Annotated in this window: 12 protein-coding genes and 2 pseudogenes; 3 read left to right on the plus strand and 11 right to left on the minus strand. The window is 72.1% G+C overall.

Going from position 1 to position 16,254, the window contains the following annotated elements; translation table 11 throughout:
* Nucleotides 1–96 precede the first annotated feature (96 nt).
* The 9 genes and pseudogenes from WBG99_RS01345 to WBG99_RS01385 all read right to left on the minus strand — a co-directional run bounded on the left by WBG99_RS01345 (nt 97) and on the right by WBG99_RS01385 (nt 11,178).
* A complete protein-coding gene (locus tag WBG99_RS01345) occupies nt 97–891 on the minus strand; it encodes an aminotransferase class IV (protein WP_338894511.1) in 795 nt (264 codons plus the stop codon).
* A 26-nt stretch (nt 892–917) separates the two neighbouring features.
* Nucleotides 918–2,099 carry an FAD-dependent monooxygenase gene (locus WBG99_RS01350; RefSeq protein WP_338894512.1) on the minus strand — a complete coding sequence of 394 codons (1,182 nt, stop codon included), beginning with the start codon at nt 2,097–2,099 and terminating at the stop codon, nt 918–920.
* Nucleotides 2,096–3,679 carry an AMP-binding protein gene (locus tag WBG99_RS01355; RefSeq protein ID WP_338894513.1) on the minus strand — a complete coding sequence of 528 codons (1,584 nt, stop codon included), beginning with the start codon at nt 3,677–3,679 and terminating at the stop codon, nt 2,096–2,098. The genes WBG99_RS01350 and WBG99_RS01355 overlap by 4 nt, the downstream gene beginning before the upstream one ends.
* A gap of 41 nt (nt 3,680–3,720) precedes the next feature.
* Nucleotides 3,721–5,280 carry a benzoate-CoA ligase family protein gene (locus WBG99_RS01360; protein WP_338894514.1) on the minus strand — a complete coding sequence of 520 codons (1,560 nt, stop codon included), beginning with the start codon at nt 5,278–5,280 and terminating at the stop codon, nt 3,721–3,723.
* Nucleotides 5,277–7,397, minus strand: a complete 2,121-nt coding sequence (gene pabB / locus WBG99_RS01365) for an aminodeoxychorismate synthase component I (RefSeq protein ID WP_338894515.1) — start codon at nt 7,395–7,397, stop codon at nt 5,277–5,279. Before pabB ends, WBG99_RS01360 begins: the two co-directional genes overlap by 4 nt.
* A gap of 30 nt (nt 7,398–7,427) precedes the next feature.
* A pseudogene (locus WBG99_RS01370) lies at nt 7,428–8,050 on the minus strand (hypothetical protein).
* Between the two features lie 290 nt (nt 8,051–8,340).
* Nucleotides 8,341–9,273 carry an SDR family oxidoreductase gene (locus WBG99_RS01375; RefSeq protein ID WP_338894516.1) on the minus strand — a complete coding sequence of 311 codons (933 nt, stop codon included), beginning with the start codon at nt 9,271–9,273 and terminating at the stop codon, nt 8,341–8,343.
* Nucleotides 9,274–9,460: 187 nt separating this feature from the next.
* The gene (locus WBG99_RS01380; protein ID WP_338894517.1) at nt 9,461–10,090 is read right to left on the minus strand and encodes an MBL fold metallo-hydrolase; all 630 of its coding nucleotides are present in this window, start codon (nt 10,088–10,090) and stop codon (nt 9,461–9,463) included.
* Nucleotides 10,090–11,178 carry an S-(hydroxymethyl)mycothiol dehydrogenase gene (locus tag WBG99_RS01385; RefSeq protein ID WP_338894518.1) on the minus strand — a complete coding sequence of 363 codons (1,089 nt, stop codon included), beginning with the start codon at nt 11,176–11,178 and terminating at the stop codon, nt 10,090–10,092. Before WBG99_RS01385 ends, WBG99_RS01380 begins: the two co-directional genes overlap by 1 nt.
* Nucleotides 11,179–11,397: 219 nt before the next feature.
* Between WBG99_RS01385 and WBG99_RS01390 the strand changes: the two are divergent.
* Nucleotides 11,398–11,706, plus strand: a pseudogene (locus tag WBG99_RS01390) (ABC transporter ATP-binding protein); the annotation flags it as partial.
* Between the two features lie 24 nt (nt 11,707–11,730).
* Here WBG99_RS01390 and WBG99_RS01395 read toward each other — a convergent pair.
* Nucleotides 11,731–13,191, minus strand: coding sequence for an aldehyde dehydrogenase family protein (locus WBG99_RS01395; protein WP_338894519.1), 1,461 nt, complete (start codon nt 13,189–13,191; stop codon nt 11,731–11,733).
* A gap of 312 nt (nt 13,192–13,503) precedes the next feature.
* On the opposite strand from WBG99_RS01395, the gene WBG99_RS01400 reads away from it, so the two are divergent.
* Entirely contained in the window at nt 13,504–13,869 is a 366-nt protein-coding gene (locus WBG99_RS01400; protein WP_338894520.1) for a nuclear transport factor 2 family protein, read from the plus strand.
* Between the two features lie 207 nt (nt 13,870–14,076).
* Nucleotides 14,077–15,291, plus strand: a complete 1,215-nt coding sequence (locus WBG99_RS01405) for a glycosyltransferase (RefSeq protein WP_338900170.1) — start codon at nt 14,077–14,079, stop codon at nt 15,289–15,291.
* A gap of 249 nt (nt 15,292–15,540) precedes the next feature.
* Here WBG99_RS01405 and WBG99_RS01410 read toward each other — a convergent pair whose 3' ends face one another.
* Nucleotides 15,541–16,203, minus strand: coding sequence for a helix-turn-helix domain-containing protein (locus tag WBG99_RS01410; protein WP_338894521.1), 663 nt, complete (start codon nt 16,201–16,203; stop codon nt 15,541–15,543).
* Nucleotides 16,204–16,254 lie beyond the last annotated feature (51 nt).

Consider the following 16,254-nt stretch of genomic DNA (forward strand, 5'->3'; position numbering starts at 1 on the left):
CGGGAAGGCTTTCCCGACCATTCAGCAAAGACCTGTAGCGCCGGGCCGTATTCCCTTCGGCCCGGCGCTTCCGAGCGCCCGTATATCGCCGCCTTTTCAGTTGTTCGGCAGCGGCTCCATGATGCCGTCGAGCCATTGCCGCCATTCAGGTGCGCGTACGGCCGGGCCCGCGGTCATCGGCCGGCCGGTCCAGGCGGTGACCGGGCGGATCCCGTGCAGGGCGTTGACGAGCCACACCTCGCGGCCGTCCAGCTCCGCCAGGGAGCGCTCGCGGTGGGCGATCCGCACTCCGGTGCGGGCGGCCCGCTCCTGCACGAGCGCCAAGGTCACCCCCGCGAGGAGAGGCAGGCGGGGCGGCGGCAGACAGAGGGTGTCGCCCTCCCACCACAGGAGGCTGGAGTTGGCGGCCTCCAGCACCAGCCCGGAGGGCGCGATGAGCACGGCCTCGTCCGCGTCCGCGCCGGCCGCCCGCCGACGGACGCGGGCCAGGGCGTCCAGGTCCGGTCCCTTGCGGCGGGGCACGGTACGCGGGTCGGGCTGGCCGGCCGCCCACACCCGGACATCGGCGGTGAGGGCCGGCGCATGCCGCAGCAGGAGTCTCAGCTCCAGGGAACCGGCGGCGAGTTCCACGCGGGGGAACCACTCCCCCGTGCGCGGCAGGGCGCACGTCATGTCCCGCCAGAAGTCGACGGCCTGGCGCAGGAGCGGAGCGCCGCACTCGCCACAGGCCCTCAGGAACCTCTCGCGGTGCCGGTCGAAGCCGCGCACCCGTCCCCCGCGCAGCAGCCACGAGTCGGCGACGAGGAGGCGTCCGCCCTGTGCCGGGCCGGGGACGAGGCCGTGCTCGGGTGACCAGGTCGACAGGCCTTCCGTGATGGCGGGTTGTGTCACTCGGTGCTCCTGTGGGTCTTTCCGGTTCAGTACTTGCGGCCCGCGACGGCCGGGGAGCCGTGCCGGGGTCCGTAGGGCGCGTGCTCCAGCCAGGCACCACAGCGGGGCACCACGGGGGCGAGGGCCGCCGCCGCCCGTTGTCTGATGCGGACGATACGGCGTCGGGGCCGCAGATGGTCCAGGGCGACGCCGGCGGCGACGCTGTTGAACAGACCCGCCGAGCGCCGGATCTCGGCGAAGGAGGCGACCGCCTCGGGCGTGCCGTCGGCGATCGCGCGGGCGGCGGCGGTCGCGTCCGCGATGCCGCTGTTCATCCCGCGCGCCCCGAACGGCGGGAAGAGGTGCGCCGCCTCCCCGGCGAGCAGCACCCGGTGGTGCGGGTCGGTGAAGGCGGCGGCGACCTTGCGCAGGAAGCGGTACGTGGACACCCACAGGACGCGCTCGCCGTACCCGTCGCCGACGACCTGGGGGAGCCAGCGGCGTACGGCCTCCTCGGTGCCGTACCCGTCCGCCGCGTCGTCGTCGTGGCACTGGAGGTCGAGCTGGAAGCCCCCGGTGAACGGCACCCGCATGACGCTGCGACCGTCGAGCGCCGGGTGCTCGTAGTGGAAGACCCGCTCCAGCGGCAGTTCGGCACCGGGGATGTCGGCGATGTCCGCGACGACGTGGAAACCCTCGCCGTGGGTGCCCTCCAGCGGGATGCCCAGTGCGCGCCGTACGGCCGATCGGGCTCCGTCGCCGGCCACGACGTGGGTGCCCCTCCAGGTACGGCCGTCGTCGTCCGTGAGGGTCGCTCCGGACGGATCGGTCCGTACGCCGGTGATCCGCGCCTCCCACACGAACTCCACGTCGGCGTCCTCGCAGGCGGCGAGCAGGAAGCGCTCGGTGTCGACCTGGCGGAGACTGGTGAAGGGCGGGGTGCCGGTGGGCGGCGGGAAGGTCCTGGAGTACACCTCGCGGCCCCGGTACAGGGTGCGCTTGGTGTGCCAGGTCTGCCCGTACGCGGCGATCTCGGCCGCCAGTCCCGGGCGTGCCCCTTCGAGGAGCTCCAGGGTCTCCCGGTGCACGAACAGTGCGCGGCTCCCGGGGCGTTGGCGGCCCTCGGGGTCGGCTTCGAGCACGACGACGGGAAGGTCGTGGGCGCGCAGGGCGAGGGCGGCCGACAGGCCCACGGGGCCGGCGCCCACGACGAGGACCGGGGTCGTCATGCGTGGGCGCTCTCGGTGAGCATGCGGGTGACCTCGACCCGCTTGACCTTCCAGGTGGCGGTCATCGGCAGTTCCTCGAACCGCCATTGCCTCGGTTCCGCCATGGCCGGCAGATCCGCCGTGGCCGCCCGCCAGCGGCCCGGGTCCAGGGGCCGTTCGCCTCGCACGCAGACCACGGGGACGGGCTCGCGGTCGGCACCGGGCACGATGACGACCTCGCGCAGCTCCTCGAGACGCGACATCAGGGTGTCCTCGACCTCCAGGTTGCTGTGCATCGAGTCGATCCGGTCGATCTCGCGGTCGATGAGGTAGAGGGCGCCCCAGCGGCTCTGGTAGCCCATGTCGCCCATCTGCCACCAGCCGCCGCCGAGTTGGCGCAGGTAGCGGTCGCGGGCGCCGAGGTAGGTGAGGATGCGGCCCCGGGTGCGGGCCTCGATGCGGCCGGGGGTGCCGGGCCGGACCCGTCGCCCGGTGTCGTCGGCGACACGGACGCGGGTGAAGCCGGGGATGCCGATACCGACCCGGCGGCCGTCGGCGCGGGCTGCGCTGCGGCGGGTGAACCACTGGAAGGCCACCGGGCCCGTCTCGCTCTGCCCGTACAGCTGGATCAGCCACGGCGAGCGTCGCCGGGACGCGTCGAGGAGCCGTTGCACGGTGCGAGGGTGGATGGCGTCGAAGGTGGAGCCGTACGAACGGACGCGGGACAGCGGGGCTCCGGGCGCGCCCGCCAACTCCTCCCACAGGACGAAGGTGTTGGGGTGGGTCTCGACGATGCCGGGGCGGTGGCGGGCCAGGAGCGGGCCCACGTTCGCCGGTTCCGGGTCGGTGATGAGGACCAGCGGGCTGCCGAAGTGCAGCAGGACGCCGAGCAGATGGTAGAAGCGCGAGTGCACGAACGACATGTGCAGGGCGGCGGTCTCACCCCGTGTGGGCCAGCCCATGACCTTCTGCGGGACGAGCCGGTTCCACATGGTGTTCGGGCAGTGCACGGCGAGTTTGGGGACGCCGGTGGTGCCCGAACTGTGGGTGATGAGCGAGGGGTCGCGGGGGTGGAGCCGGACGGCGGCCGGGGGCGCGGCGCCCGTGTGCTTCCGCAGCGGTTCGGCGCCGGGAGCGTCGTCGACGCTGAGGGTGCGCCGTACGAGGCCGGTGAGTTCTACGTCCTGGAGGGGGCCTTCGAGCTTGGCCCGGTCGGTGATCAGCCAGGGCTGGTGGAGCTGTTCGAGGAGCTGTCCGACCACCGGGCCGGCGAGGCCGGGCGACAGGAGGACGGGGACCGCGCCGATACGGGAGAGCGCGCAGGTCAGCAGCACGATGTCGACGTTGTCGCTCTTGTGGACGACCACCTCCTCAAAGGGGCGGACACCCGCTTCCCAGAGGCGGCCGGAGACCTCGTCGACGAGGGCGGCGAGGGTGGTGTAGGTGAGGTCGGTCCCGACGTCGGGGCTCACGTCGAGGGGCCGGTCCAGGGTGACGAAGACCGGTCCGTGGCGGTCCGCCGCCTCTCTGAACATCGAGCCCAGGTAGAAGCCACGGCCGGCCAGGGCGGGCTGCCGGTCGGCTCGGAGCTGGTCTCGCATGGGGCCGGGCCTTTCTGCGGGGGTGCGGGGGTCGGCCACGCTCACCACGCCCCTCGGCGGACGAGGTGCCGGCGGAGCTTGCCGGTGGCGGTGCGGGGCAGCGTGGGCACGAAGCTGACGCTGCGGGGGACCTTGAAGGGGGCGAGCCCCTCGCGGGCCATGCGGATCAGTTCGGCCTCCAGGCCCGCCCCGATGGGCGGGACCGGGATGGCGAAGGCCCGCAGCTTGCTGGCGCCGCGCTCGTCGGTGACGGCCGCGACCGCGACGTCCCGGACCCCGGGGTGGGTGCGCAGCAGGGCCTCCACCTCCAGCGGGGAGACCGTGATGCCGCCGACCATCTCCATGTCGTCGGCCCGGCCCAGATGCCGGTAGGTGCCGTCCGGTACGCGGCGGGCCCGGTCCCGGGTGTTGAGCCAGCCTCCGACGATGGCGCGCGCGGTCTCCTCGGGCCGGTTGAGGTAGCCGGGGGTCACCGTCGGGCCGCGGACCCAGAGTTCACCGGTCTCACCGTCCGGTACGAGGTTGCCCGCGCGGTCGCGGAGTTCGACCTCGAAGCCGGGTACGGGGCGGCCGACCGTGCCGGGGCGGTTGTGGTCGAAGCCGTTGGCGCAGAAGGCGTGGCCGGCCTCGGTGGAGCCGATCTGTTCCAGCACGGGGGCGCCGAGCAGTTCGGTGACCTGCCGGCCGAGTCCGTCGGGCATGCCTTCCCCGGCGGACACCGCCGCGCGCACCGAGGCGAAGCAGTCCTCGTGGCCGCCCACCAGGTCGGTGACCAGGGCCGCGTACGCCGACGGCACGGAGTAGAGGAGGGTCACCCGGTGCCGGGCGACGAGTTCGTCCACGGCGGCCGATGTGGGACGGCGGTCGGCGAGCACGGCGGAGGAGCCGGAGAAGAGCGGGAAGACGAGGGCGTTGCCGAAGCCGTAGGCGAAGTAGAGCCGGGAGACGGACAGGGTGACGTCGTCCGGGGTGATGCGCAGCAGCCTTCTGCCGATGAGGTCGTGGTACGTCCTGGGGTCGCCGTGGACGTGGACGACGCCCTTGGGGCGACCGGTCGTTCCGGAGGTGTACTGGACGTACAGGGGGCTGTGGGCGTCCACCGGGTGAGCGGTTTCCATGGGCGTGGCCGTGGTGCTCAGAGCGCTCAGCTGGTCGGCTCCGAGGCGCGGCGCCGGGACCCCCGTCGTCCCTGTGCAGGCCGGGATGTGGTGGTCGAGCCCCGGGCCGGTCACCCAGAGGACCGCCTCGGCGTCCTCCGCCATGAACTGGATTCCGGGTGGGGTGAGTTCGGGGTTGACCAGGACCGCCACCGCGCCCAGGCGGGCGAGCGCGAGGAAGGTGGTGACCCAGGTGACGGAGTCGGGCAGGGCGAGCAGGACGCGGTCGCCGGGGCGTACCCCGTGGTCGGCGAGGACAGTGGCGGCGCGGGCCGCGAGGTCGTGGATCTCGCCGTGGGAGTGGGCCCGGTGGCCCTGGTGGAAGGCCGGCCGGCCGGTCCAGCCGCGGAGCTCGACGAGGGCGGCCAGATGGGCCGCGAGGTTGCCGGGGGCGTCGGCGTCGGCCCGGAGCCGGGTGGGCTGGGGGGTCGTGGTGATCGTCATCGCGTCGGCTCCTCGGTGGCGGCCGGGGCGGAGGCGTGTTCCCGGTGGGCCCGCATCAGTGCCGCGGTCTTCAGCAGCATCTCGTCGTACTCGGCGGCCGGATCGGAGTCGAGGACGATCGCGCCGCCCGCCCCCAGGTGCATCCGGCCGCCCTGGAACACGGCGGTACGGATGACGATGTTGAGGTCCGCGCCGCCACTGCACCCGAGGTAGCCGAGGGCCCCGGAGTACACGCCCCGTGCCTCGGTCTCCAGCGAGTCGATGATCTCCATGGTGCGGAGCTTGGGCGCCCCGGTCATCGATCCGCCGGGGAAGCAGGCGCGGACGCAGTCCACGGCGTCGGTACCCTCGCGCAGTTCGCCCTCGACGGTGGAGACGAGCTGGTGCACGGTGGCGTACGTCTCGGTGGTCATGAGGCGGGTGACCTTCACGGAGCCGGTGCGGGAGACCCGGCCCAGGTCGTTGCGGAGCAGGTCGACGATCATCAGGTTCTCGGCGCGCGTCTTGGCGTCGGCGGCCAGTTCGTCCCGCAACCGGTCGTCCTCCTCCGGGGTGCCGCCCCGGGGCGCGGTGCCCTTGATGGGCTTGGCCTCGGCGACGCCGTCCCGGGTGATCCGCAGGAACCGCTCGGGGGAGGACCCGGCGATGTCGAGGTCGCCGAACCTGAGGAAGGCGGCGTACGGGGCCGGGTTGACGCGGCGCAGCACCCGGTAGAAGTCGTACGGGTCGTAGGGCGCGGGTAACCGGGCCGCGTTGGTCAGACAGACCTCGTAGCTCGTGCCCGCGTGCAGTTGCGCCTTGCAGGCCTCGATGTCGCCGAGGTAGGTGGCGCGGTCGCGGACGAGCCAGGGCTCGGCGGCGCGCGGGTAGGGCGCGGTCGACGGCCGGAGGGGAAGCGTGGCGTCCGAGGAGACGAAGGTCAGCTGGGCCAGTGCGGTGTCGAGCCAGTCGCCGGCTTCGCGGGACGCCGCCGCGGTGTCCTCGGACAGGCACACCGCGTACGTGAAGCCCTCCTCGTGGTCCACGGCGATCAGTCGGTCCGCGAACAGCCAGCAGGCATCGGGGGTCTCGGCGTTGTGCCGGTTCGCCGAGCCGGTGTCGGCCTTGAGTTCGTAGCCGAAGTAGCCGACGTAGCCGCCGGTGAAGTCGAAGGGCAGGCCTGTGGCGTCCACCCTTCGGCTCGCCAACTGCCGTTTCAGATAGTCGAAGACGCTCGCCCGGACCCGGCGGGTGGGCCGGCCCTCCCGCTCGATCTCGCACCGGCCGCCGTCGACGTCGTAGCGGACGAGCTCGGCGAGCGGACCGCTGCCGTCGCCGAAGAACGAGAACCGCGACAGGCCCGGTTCGACACGTGAGCTGTCCAGCCAGAACGCGTGCGGGGCGTCGGCGTACATGCGGGTGAAGGCGACCTCCGGGTCGACGGCGGAGGCGATCCGGCGGGTGTGCAGCCGGTAGGCGGGGCCGGGGGCCGGCCGGGGGCGGGGGATCGCGCCGGCGAGGGAGGTCACCGCGGTGTTCCCGGTACGCGGGCGGCCGGCCCGTTCCGCCGTGAGGTCGCGGAAGTTGGCCAGCAGCCGGTGGCCGTGGTCGGTGAGAATCGACTCGGGGTGGAACTGCACGCCCCACAGGGGCCGTTCACGGTGGCGCAGCCCCATGAGGACACCGTCCTCGGACCAGGCGGTGGCCTCCAGGGTCGGCGGCAGCGGCTCGCGCACGGACAGCGAGTGGTAGCGGACGACGCTGAAGTTCTGTGGCAGGCCCCGGAACAGGTCGCGGCCGTCGTGCCGGACCGCCGACAGATGCCCGTGGCGGGGCCACGGGGCCGGCTCGACATCGGCCCGCTCCGCCACCGCGATGCCCTGATGGCCCAGGCAGACGCCCAGCACGGGGATCGTGGCCTCGTCGATCACCCGGGCGGCGATACCGAAGTCGCGTGACTCCAAGGGGTGGCCGGCACCCGGCGACACCACCACGTTGTCGAATTCCCGCAACTCCGGAATGTCGTCGGCCGGGGCGTCGTTCAGCACCACCACCGGTTCCTCGCCGTTGACCTCGGCGATCAGTTGGAACAGGTTGTAGGTGTACGAGTCATAATTGTCGATGAGCAGGGTCTTCACCGGCCCACCTCCCTCTGATCGTTCTCGGAACTAGGCGGTCCGTCGTTTGTGCCGGCCGCGCAGCGCCTGCAGCGGCGGATACAGCCATCTCTTGAGAAAACGCTGGAGTCTCGGCATGAGAATCCAGGTGACGATGGCGGTCACGGACAGACACAGCAGAAGCGTGCGGAACAGTGGATTGAGGTCGTCGAGATAGGGGAGTACCACAAGATTGAATAAGAGCACGGGCGGGAAGACCGCACTCATATTCACGAGCCACAGTTTCCATTTCGGCGGCGGGCGGGGGCGGCCGGCGCCGGGTCCCCGGAGGTCTGGGAGTCGAACCAGGCCTTGGAACCCGTGACACTCCGGCGGCCGGTCTGCCGGGCCAGCCCTTCGCCGCGGGCGGACCACTGCGCCCAGACCGCGGAGTTCTCCCAGGTCCCGGCCGAATCCTCACTGTCGAAGCGATAGACCACATGCCACTCCGCCGCTCCGTCGACAAGTACGCCACCTCCCAGAAAGCCCGGATGCCGCGCACTCGTACGCAGCACGGCCCACCCCCAGGAGTGGAAGTCGGCCTCGCGCCCCGGCACCACGTGATACGCGACGGTGACGGTGACGGAATTCCTGCTCACGCCGTCGAATACGAGAAGACCCCGGGCCCCGTTCACATCTCAGCGAAATTTTTCGAGGTGCCCGGATCGCGTGACTATGCGGCCTTGATCCGTCTTGCCGCCTTCTGTCGAGAAGTGCACACGGGTGATTTTCGGTAATTCCCGGAAGCGGTTGCCCGCAGAACCGATAAAGGAGCATCATGGCCCACATCGATCCGCTCGAAATACCGGAAGGAGGCGGCCCGCGTCCGGGTGCGTCCGCGTTGCGACCAGGACGTCGAGTGAGACGACGGGCGCCCGGCCCCGGAGTGATGAGAGAACGCCGACCACGCGCGCATGAGCACGGTTCAGCGGTATCCGGTCGTGTCCGCCGGCTTGCCCGCGTCCTGGATGTCGACGATGTAGCGCCAGGCGTCCGGCCGGCTGCCGTCGAGGTCGGTGAAGCCGTAGGTCCGGGCGAGGGAGCCGCTGGAGAGGGAGTCGCCGTTGAAGCGGGCGACCTCGGGGTCGGCGGCCAGGGCGGCGACGGCCCGGCCGACGTAGCGGGGGGTCTCGGAGATGGCGAAGTGGGGCACGCGGTCGAGGGCGTCGCGCCAGTTGTCCTCGGTGACGCCGAACGCTTCGAGCATCATCTCCGAGCGGAGCCAGCCGGGAGTGAGGGCGACCGCGGTGGCGCCGCGTGGGCCGAGCTCATGGCCGAGGGCGAACGCCATGCGCAGGACGGACGCCTTGGCGAGGTCGTAGAAGAAGGAGTTGCGGTAGGTGGCACCGTTGTACTCGGCGGTGCCGTCGGTCATCTCCACCACGAGGCCGCCGGGGTGGCGCAGCAGCAGCGGCAGGGCGAAGTGGTTGGTGATCGCGTGGGTCTCGACGGCGAGTCGTAGGAGCCGCAGGCCGTTGTCGAGGTCGTGCTCCCATACCGGGCTGTCCCACTCGAAGAGCTTCTCGCCGCCCCAGACGTCGTTCACCAGTACATCGAGCCGGCCCTGCTCCTCGGCGACACGGTCCACCAGAGCCCGGACCCGCGCCGGTTCGAGATGGTCGGTGGGTACGGCGATGCCGTGGCCGCCCGCCTCCGTGACCAGGTCGGCGGTGTCCTCCAGGGTCTCCGGGCGGTCGTACTCCGATCGTCGCTCACGCGTGGAGCGTCCGGTCACGTACACGGTGGCCCCGGCCGCCCCCAGCTCCACGGCGATCCCGCGCCCCGCCCCGCGCGAGGCCCCCGCGACCAGTGCGATCCTGCCTTCCAGCGTCTTCGTCTCCTCCGACGGCTTCGGCATGTCCGACCTCCTGTGCGTACGACTGCCACCTTTGGCGGACGCCGGGCGCGTGCCGGCGTCCGCGACACGAGGGTGTCGTGGAAGCCGGACATCTTCTGTCGGGTTTTCGGTGGGCCGCCCGCGCCCTCTTGGGCGGCCCGGCTGCCATGCCTTCTCGGCAGCCCGGCCGGGTCGGGGCCCTCCACGGTCAGTGACCGCGGGCGATCCACTCCTGAAGGTGCGGCGCCTCGGCGCCGATCGTGGTGCTGTCGCCGTGGCCGGTGTGGACGACGGTGTCGGGCGGGAGGGCCAGCAGGCGGTCGCGGATGGAGTCGATGATCGTCGGGAAGTGGGAGTAGGAGCGGCCGGTGGCGCCCGGCCCGCCGGCGAAGAGGGTGTCGCCGGTGAAGACGGTGCCGAGGCCCGCGTCGTACAGGCAGACGGCGCCCGGCGCGTGGCCGGGGGTGTGCAGGACGGTCAGGTCGGCACCGGCGGACTCGATGACCTGGCCGTCGGCCAGCCAGTGGTCGGGCAGGTGGTCCGGGTGGGTCTGCTTCCAGAGCGGCAGGTCGTCGGGGTGGAGCCAGATCGGCGCGCCGGTGCGCTCGGCGAGGGCGGGCGCGGCGTCGATGTGGTCGTTGTGGGCGTGGGTGCAGAGGATGGCCGACAGCGTGCGGTCACCCACCGCCTCGGCGATGGCGTCGGCGTCGTGGGCCGCGTCGATGACGATGACCTCGCGGTCGTCGCCGACGATCCAGACGTTGTTGTCGACGTCCCAGGTGCCGCCGTCGAGCGTGAACCGGCCCGAGGTGACGAGGTGTTCGATGCGCGCGGCCATCAGAGCGTCACCACCGAGCGCAGGACGTCGCCGCCGTGCATCCGCTCGAAGGCCTTCTCCACGTCGTCGAGTGCGATGGTCTCGGTGACGAACGCCTCCAGGTCCAGGCGGCCCTGCAGGTAGAGGTTGATCAGCATGGGGAAGTCACGGTCGGGCAGGCAGTCGCCGTACCAGGAGGACTTCAGGGCGCCGCCGCGGCCGAAGACGTCGATGAGCGGGAGGTCGAGCTTCATCTCGGGGGTGGGTACGCCGACGAGGACGACCGTGCCGGCCAGGTCGCGGGCGTAGAACGCCTGCTTGTACGTCTCCGGGCGGCCCACCGCCTCGATGACCACGTCGGCGCCGAATCCGCCGGTCAGCTCGCGGATCGCCTCGACGGGGTCGGTGTCCTCGGAGTTGACGGTGTGGGTGGCGCCGATGCTCTTGGCGGTGGTCAGTTTCCGGTCGTCGATGTCCACGGCGATGATCTTCTCGGCGCCGGCCAGCCGGGACCCGGCGATGGCCGCGTCGCCGACGCCGCCGCAGCCGATGACGGCGACGCTGTCGCCCCGGCCCACGTTGCCGGTGTTGATCGCGGCGCCGATGCCGGCCATCACCCCGCAGCCCAGCAGTCCGGCGACCGCCGGGGCGGCGGCGGGGTCGACCTTGGTGCACTGCCCGGCGGCGACGAGGGTCTTGTCCGCGAAGGCGCCGATGCCGAGCGCGGGCGACAGTTCCTGGCCGTTCGAGGCGAGCGTCATCTTCCGGGTGGCGTTGTGGGTGGCGAAGCAGTACCAGGGGCGTCCGCGTCGACAGGCCCGGCAAGCGCCGCACACCGCCCGCCAGTTGAGGATGACGAAGTCACCGGGGGCGACGTCCGTGACACCCGCGCCGACCGACTCCACCACACCGGCGGCCTCATGGCCGAGCAGGAAGGGGAAGTCGTCGTTGATGCCGCCCTGCTTGTAGTGCAGATCGGTGTGGCACACCCCGCACGCCTGCACCTTCACCACGGCCTCCCCCGGCCCCGGATCGGGTACGACGATCGTCTCGATCCGCACCGGTTCGTTCTTGCCCGGTGCGATCACGCCGCGTACTTCCTGCGCCATGGTGAACCCTTTCCGTCGATCCGATGGGGGCGGTCACCCGCCCATGGTCACCCTACGGACTGACCAGCGAGTAGGCCCTGGGACGGGGGGCGGACCATGGAGAGAAGCTTGCGCGTAGCCTGTACGGGGCCCTGCGCGCGGGCCACCTTTTCCTGGTGCCCGGCGGACCGACGGCGGTGGCCGCGTTCACCGGCGGGGCCCCTGCCTGCACTCCGCCGCGGTGAGCGTCAGCGGGTCGCCATCGCCCGCGCGCTGCTGCGGCGCCCCCGGCTGCTGCTGCTCGACGAGGCGACCAGCCAACTGGACGCGGTGAACGAGGCGGCGCTGCGCGACACGGTCACCGACGTGGCCCGGACGACCACGGTGCTGGTCGTGGCGCACCGGCTGTCCACGGTGACGATGGCCGACCGCATCGTGGTCATGGACGCGGGCCGGGTCCGCGCCGTCGGCACCCATCGCGAACTCGTGGCCGCCGACCCGCTGTACGCGGAGTTGGCGGCCACTCAGTTCCTGGCGACGGCCGGTTAGGCGGACCCCCGCGAGGCCGGGACGTCAGAAGGGGAAGTGCGCCTGCTGGGTGGCGATGGTCATCCAGCGGGTGTTGGAGAACGCCTCGATGCCCCAGCGACCGCCGAAGCGCCCGTAGCCGGAGGCCTTCACGCCGCCGAAGGGGGCCATCGGCTCGTCGGCCACCGACTGGTCGTTGACGTGCACGATGCCGGTGCGGACGCGGCGGGCCACGGCCAGTCCGTGGGTGGCGTTCTCGGTGATGATGCCGCAGCTCAGGCCGTTGTCGGTATCGTTGGCGACGGCCACGGCGGTGTCGTCGTCGGCGAACGTCTGAAGGACGCAGAGCGGGCCGAAGGACTCCGTGTAGTACAGGTCGGCGTCCTTGGGGACGTCGGTGAGCACGGTCGCCGGGTGCACCGCGCCCTCGGGCTGTCCGCCGCCGGTGAGCACCGTGGCGCCCTTGGCGACCGCGTCCTTCACCAGCGCGGCGATCCGCCGGGCGGCGTCGGCGCTGACCAGCGGCCCGACCACGGTGTGCGGGTGGTTCGGGTCGCCGGCCCGGAGGGTGGCGATCTTGGCGGTGAACTTCTGCGCGAACTCCTCGGCCAGCGACTCGTGGACGAGAATCCGGTCGCCGGACATGCAGATCTGCCCGGCGTTCATGAAGACACTGAAGGTGACGGCGTCGACCGCGTAGTCCACGTCGGCGTCGTCGAGCACGATGACCGCGTTCTTGCCGCCCAGTTCCAGTACGGCGGGCTTGAGATGACGCGCCGCGTGCTCGCCGATGACGCGGCCGACGCCGGTGGAGCCGGTGAAGTTCACCGCGCGCACCCGTTCGTCGGAGATCAGCGCCTCGGCGATCTCCGCCGCGTTCTCGGGGGCGTTGGTGACGACGTTGAGCACACCGTCGGGCAGCCCGGCCTCCCGGAACACGTCCGCGACCAGCAGACCGCAGGCGATCGGCGCGTCCTCGCTGGGCTTGACGACGACGGTGTTGCCGGCGGCCAGCGGCGCCGCCACCGCGCGTACGCCGAGGATGACGGGCGCGTTCCACGGTGCGAACGCCGCGACCACGCCGAGGGGTTCGCGCACCGCGAGGCCCAGCGCGCCCTCCTTCTGGCTGCTGAGGACCTCGCCGCGCGGCGCGGTGATCGCCGCCGCCGCCTCACGCAGGATGTTGGCCGCCAGCGCCACGTTGAAGTACGCCCACGGCCGGGTACCGCCCGCCTCCCGGGCCATGATGTCCGCGACCTGGTCGCCCCTGCCCTCCAGCAGCTCGGCGGCCTTGAAGAAGATCGCACGCCGGGCGAAGGGCGCGAGCGCCGCCCACTCCTCGAACGCGGCGTCGGCGGCGTCCACGGCCCGCCGGACGTCCTCCGGTCCCGCCGCCGCGACCGTCGCGTACACCTCCCCGGTATACGGATCGAGGTCCTCGGCGGTGCGGCCGGACGTGGCGGGCACGTCCTTGCCGCCGATCAACAGGTCACGGGTTATGGCCATGGTGTGGCTTCCTCGGGTGCATATCGACGACGGTACGTGATGGAGTTTGATCGCTCAGCTGCGTTCGTGCTGTGAAGATCTATTCACGATATCCTCCGTGATGCTCTGCCCCCGGCCCCGGCCATGTCAAGAGCGCCGCCGCGGTGTCCGCGCGGCGGGCACGTTCGCCTCACGACGGAGGTCACCCGACAGGCGCTGAGACGCACGCCCCGGCTACGTTTGCCAGGTTCCGCATGTCGGAGGAACCTCGAAGGAGAGGCCTTTCGCGGCCCACTCTCCTGCCGGGCCGGGCCTTTCGAAGGAGGTCATCCTATGGGCACCACGGCAAGCCCCGCCTTCGACACCGAAGCTCTGCGCCGGGGCACCGAGCAAGCGGACGCGACGACGCTGCTGTCTCTCTACGCGGAGGACGCCGAGATGCGCGTCGTGGACCGCAACACCCAGCCCAGCCACCCCAAGGTCATGCACGGCCGGTCCGAGATCTCCGCCATGCTGGAGGACCTCTACAGCCGGGACCTGACCCACAAGGTGGAGCAGTGCGTCATCCAGGGCGACCAGGTCTCCCTCACCGAGTCGTGCGAGTATCCCGACGGGGCCAGAGTCCTGGCCAGCTCGATGATCTCCCTGCGCGACGGCAAGATCGTCGACCACACCCTGATCCAGGCCTGGGACGAGTAGCAGGCAGCGGGGTTTCTGGGGCAGCGTCGGTGGCGCGCCTTTCGGCTCCGCCGCCGAACGTGCGGGCCGGACCACGGTCGAACGGGCCGGTGACCACGCCGGAGCCGGGACCGCTTTCGGACAGGGGCGCTTTCCGGTCGTCACGGTCCGATCCCTCCGTCCCCACCCGGTCGCGGCGCCATACTGACGGGCGTGCGCGTAGCGATCATGACGGCGGGTTCCCGGGGCGACGTGGCCCCGTACACCGGGCTGGGACACGGGCTGGTGCGGGCCGGGCACGAGGTCACGCTGGTGACGCATGCCAGGTTCGAGCCCCTGGTGGCGGAGTCGGGGGTCGCGTTCCACTCGCTGCCCGTGGATCCGCGGGCCGAGCTGGAGTCGGCGCGCGGGCAGGGGCTGCACCGCAGTTCGACGGGGGCCGGGAAGCTGTACCGGGCGGTGGAGATGGCCCGGGATCTGGTGGGGCGGATGGCAGGCGACATCGTGTCCGCCGCCCGTGCCGGTGACGTCCTGCTGCTGGCCGGCACGCTCGCACCGCTCGGGCGCACCGTCGCCGAGGGACTGTCCATCCCGAGCATGGGCGTGAACCTCCAACCCCTGGCGCCCACACGGGAGTTCGCACCGCCGATGACCGGGGTCCGCTCCTGGGGCCCGGTCGTCAACCGGGCTGCCGGGCACACGGTGAACATGGCCGTGGAGTGGATCTTCAGCGAGGAGGTGCGGAGGCTGCGCGCCGCGTACGGGCTCCCGCGCACCGGGCGGCGGGACCGGGAGCGGCAGGACTGGCCGGTGTTCCACGGCTTCAGCCCCCGGGTGGTGCCCCGCCCCGGCGACTGGCGGGCCGGCCTGGACATCACCGGTTACTGGTGGCCGTACGACCGCGAGGACCGGCTGCCCGCCCCGCTGCTGGACTTCCTCGACGCCGGACCGCCCCCGGTCTTCGTGGGTCTGGGCAGCGCGACCGTGCCCGACCCGGAACGGATGAGCGGCGAGGTCGTGGGGGCGCTGCGGGCGGCCGGACTGCGCGGGGTGATCCAGCGCGGCTGGGGCGAACTGCGCGGGGAGGGCGACGACATGTTCACGGTGGGAGAGGTGCCGCACTCCCTGCTCTTCCCCCGGACGGCCGCCGTCGTGCACCACGCCGGCGCGGGCACCACGGCGGCCGGCCTGCGTGCCGGTGTCCCCGCCGTTCCCGTGCCCGTGCAGTTCGACGAGGGCTTCTGGGCCGCCCGCCTCGTCGCCCTCGGGGTGTCACCCGGTGCCGTACCGCTGCGCGGCTTCACATCCGCCGGTCTGGAGGCCGGCCTGTTGCGGGCGACCGGTGACCCGTCGTACGGCCGCCGCGCACGGGCCCTGGCCGGCAAGCTGCGCACCGAAGACGGAGTGAGGCCGGTCGTGAACGCAGTGAACCGGCTTACCTGACACCGTCACCCCCACAGGCCACTCGCCCCGCAACGGCCCACGGCGAGCGACCGGCGGCAGCGACCGGCGACCCGTCACAGGCCACCGCGCACGGACCCTGGCCGAGGATCCGCGCGCGGAAAACGGGGTGAAGCCGGTCCTGGACGCCGTGTGCCGGCTCTGCTCACGGCATCGCCGCGCACGGGTCGCGGGCGGCCTCGCACCGCTTCGGGAGGTGGTGTGTCGTGGTGCACTGGGCCCCAACCGGTTTCAGCCCTGCTCGGGGTGCCACCCCGCCGGCCGCAGCATCCCGAGCAGCATGCGGACGAGTTCGTCGACCACCTCGTCGAGGGGCGCGTCGACCCAGCCGGCCTGCCAGTCGTGGAGCAGGCCGTTGACGCTGCCGATGAAGGCGGTGGCGGCGAGGCGGTAGTCGCGGGGGACGGCCTCACCGCGTTCGGCGGCAGCGGCGGCCTCGGCGCAGATGAAGTCGATCCACCGGGCACGGCGTTCGAGGCGCTGGCGTTCCAGGCGGGGGCTGACGCCGATGATCTCGGTGAAGGTGATGCGCAGTCGGCGCGGGTCGCCGGTGACATCGGCGGCGTAGGCACGGAACGCGGCGGTGGCGCGCTCGGCGATCGGCTGCCCGTCGGCCGTGGCGAGGCCGGTGAGCGCGGCCTCCTCGGCCCAGTCGTTGACCTGGAGGTGGAGGGCGGCGAGCACGTCCTCCAGGGTGTGGAACTCCTCGTAGAACTGACGGGTCGACAGGCCGGCGGCCTCGCTCAGTGCCGCGATGGTGGTCCCCCGGAACCCGGGGCTGTCGCCGAAGAGCCGCAGGCCCGCGTCGAGGAAGCGGCCACGGCGCTCGGCCTGGCGCTCCGCCGCGGTTCTGCCCCCGTACCGGCCGGTGGGCTGTCTGAGTCTGCCCGCCACGCTTCTCCTTCCGACGGAACGAACCTCATCCTGTTCGACGCCCGCTCGGGC

Origin of the sequence: Streptomyces sp. TG1A-60, assembly GCF_037201975.1 — a bacterium.
Classification (GTDB): domain Bacteria; phylum Actinomycetota; class Actinomycetes; order Streptomycetales; family Streptomycetaceae; genus Streptomyces.

What these genes read in the sequence shown, in the direction of transcription:
- WBG99_RS01350 (WP_338894512.1), bottom strand. Translation starts at nt 2,099, where the DNA reads ATGACGACCCCGGTCCTCGTCGTGGGCGCCGGCCCCGTGGGCCTGTCG.
- WBG99_RS01355 (WP_338894513.1), bottom strand. Translation starts at nt 3,679, where the DNA reads ATGCGAGACCAGCTCCGAGCCGACCGGCAGCCCGCCCTGGCCGGCCGT.
- WBG99_RS01360 (WP_338894514.1), bottom strand. Translation starts at nt 5,280, where the DNA reads ATGACGATCACCACGACCCCCCAGCCCACCCGGCTCCGGGCCGACGCC.
- WBG99_RS01375 (WP_338894516.1), bottom strand. Translation starts at nt 9,273, where the DNA reads ATGCCGAAGCCGTCGGAGGAGACGAAGACGCTGGAAGGCAGGATCGCA.
- WBG99_RS01380 (WP_338894517.1), bottom strand. Translation starts at nt 10,090, where the DNA reads ATGGCCGCGCGCATCGAACACCTCGTCACCTCGGGCCGGTTCACGCTC.
- WBG99_RS01385 (WP_338894518.1), bottom strand. Translation starts at nt 11,178, where the DNA reads ATGGCGCAGGAAGTACGCGGCGTGATCGCACCGGGCAAGAACGAACCG.
- WBG99_RS01395 (WP_338894519.1), bottom strand. Translation starts at nt 13,191, where the DNA reads ATGGCCATAACCCGTGACCTGTTGATCGGCGGCAAGGACGTGCCCGCC.
- WBG99_RS01400 (WP_338894520.1), top strand. Translation starts at nt 13,504, where the DNA reads ATGGGCACCACGGCAAGCCCCGCCTTCGACACCGAAGCTCTGCGCCGG.
- WBG99_RS01405 (WP_338900170.1), top strand. Translation starts at nt 14,077, where the DNA reads ATGACGGCGGGTTCCCGGGGCGACGTGGCCCCGTACACCGGGCTGGGA.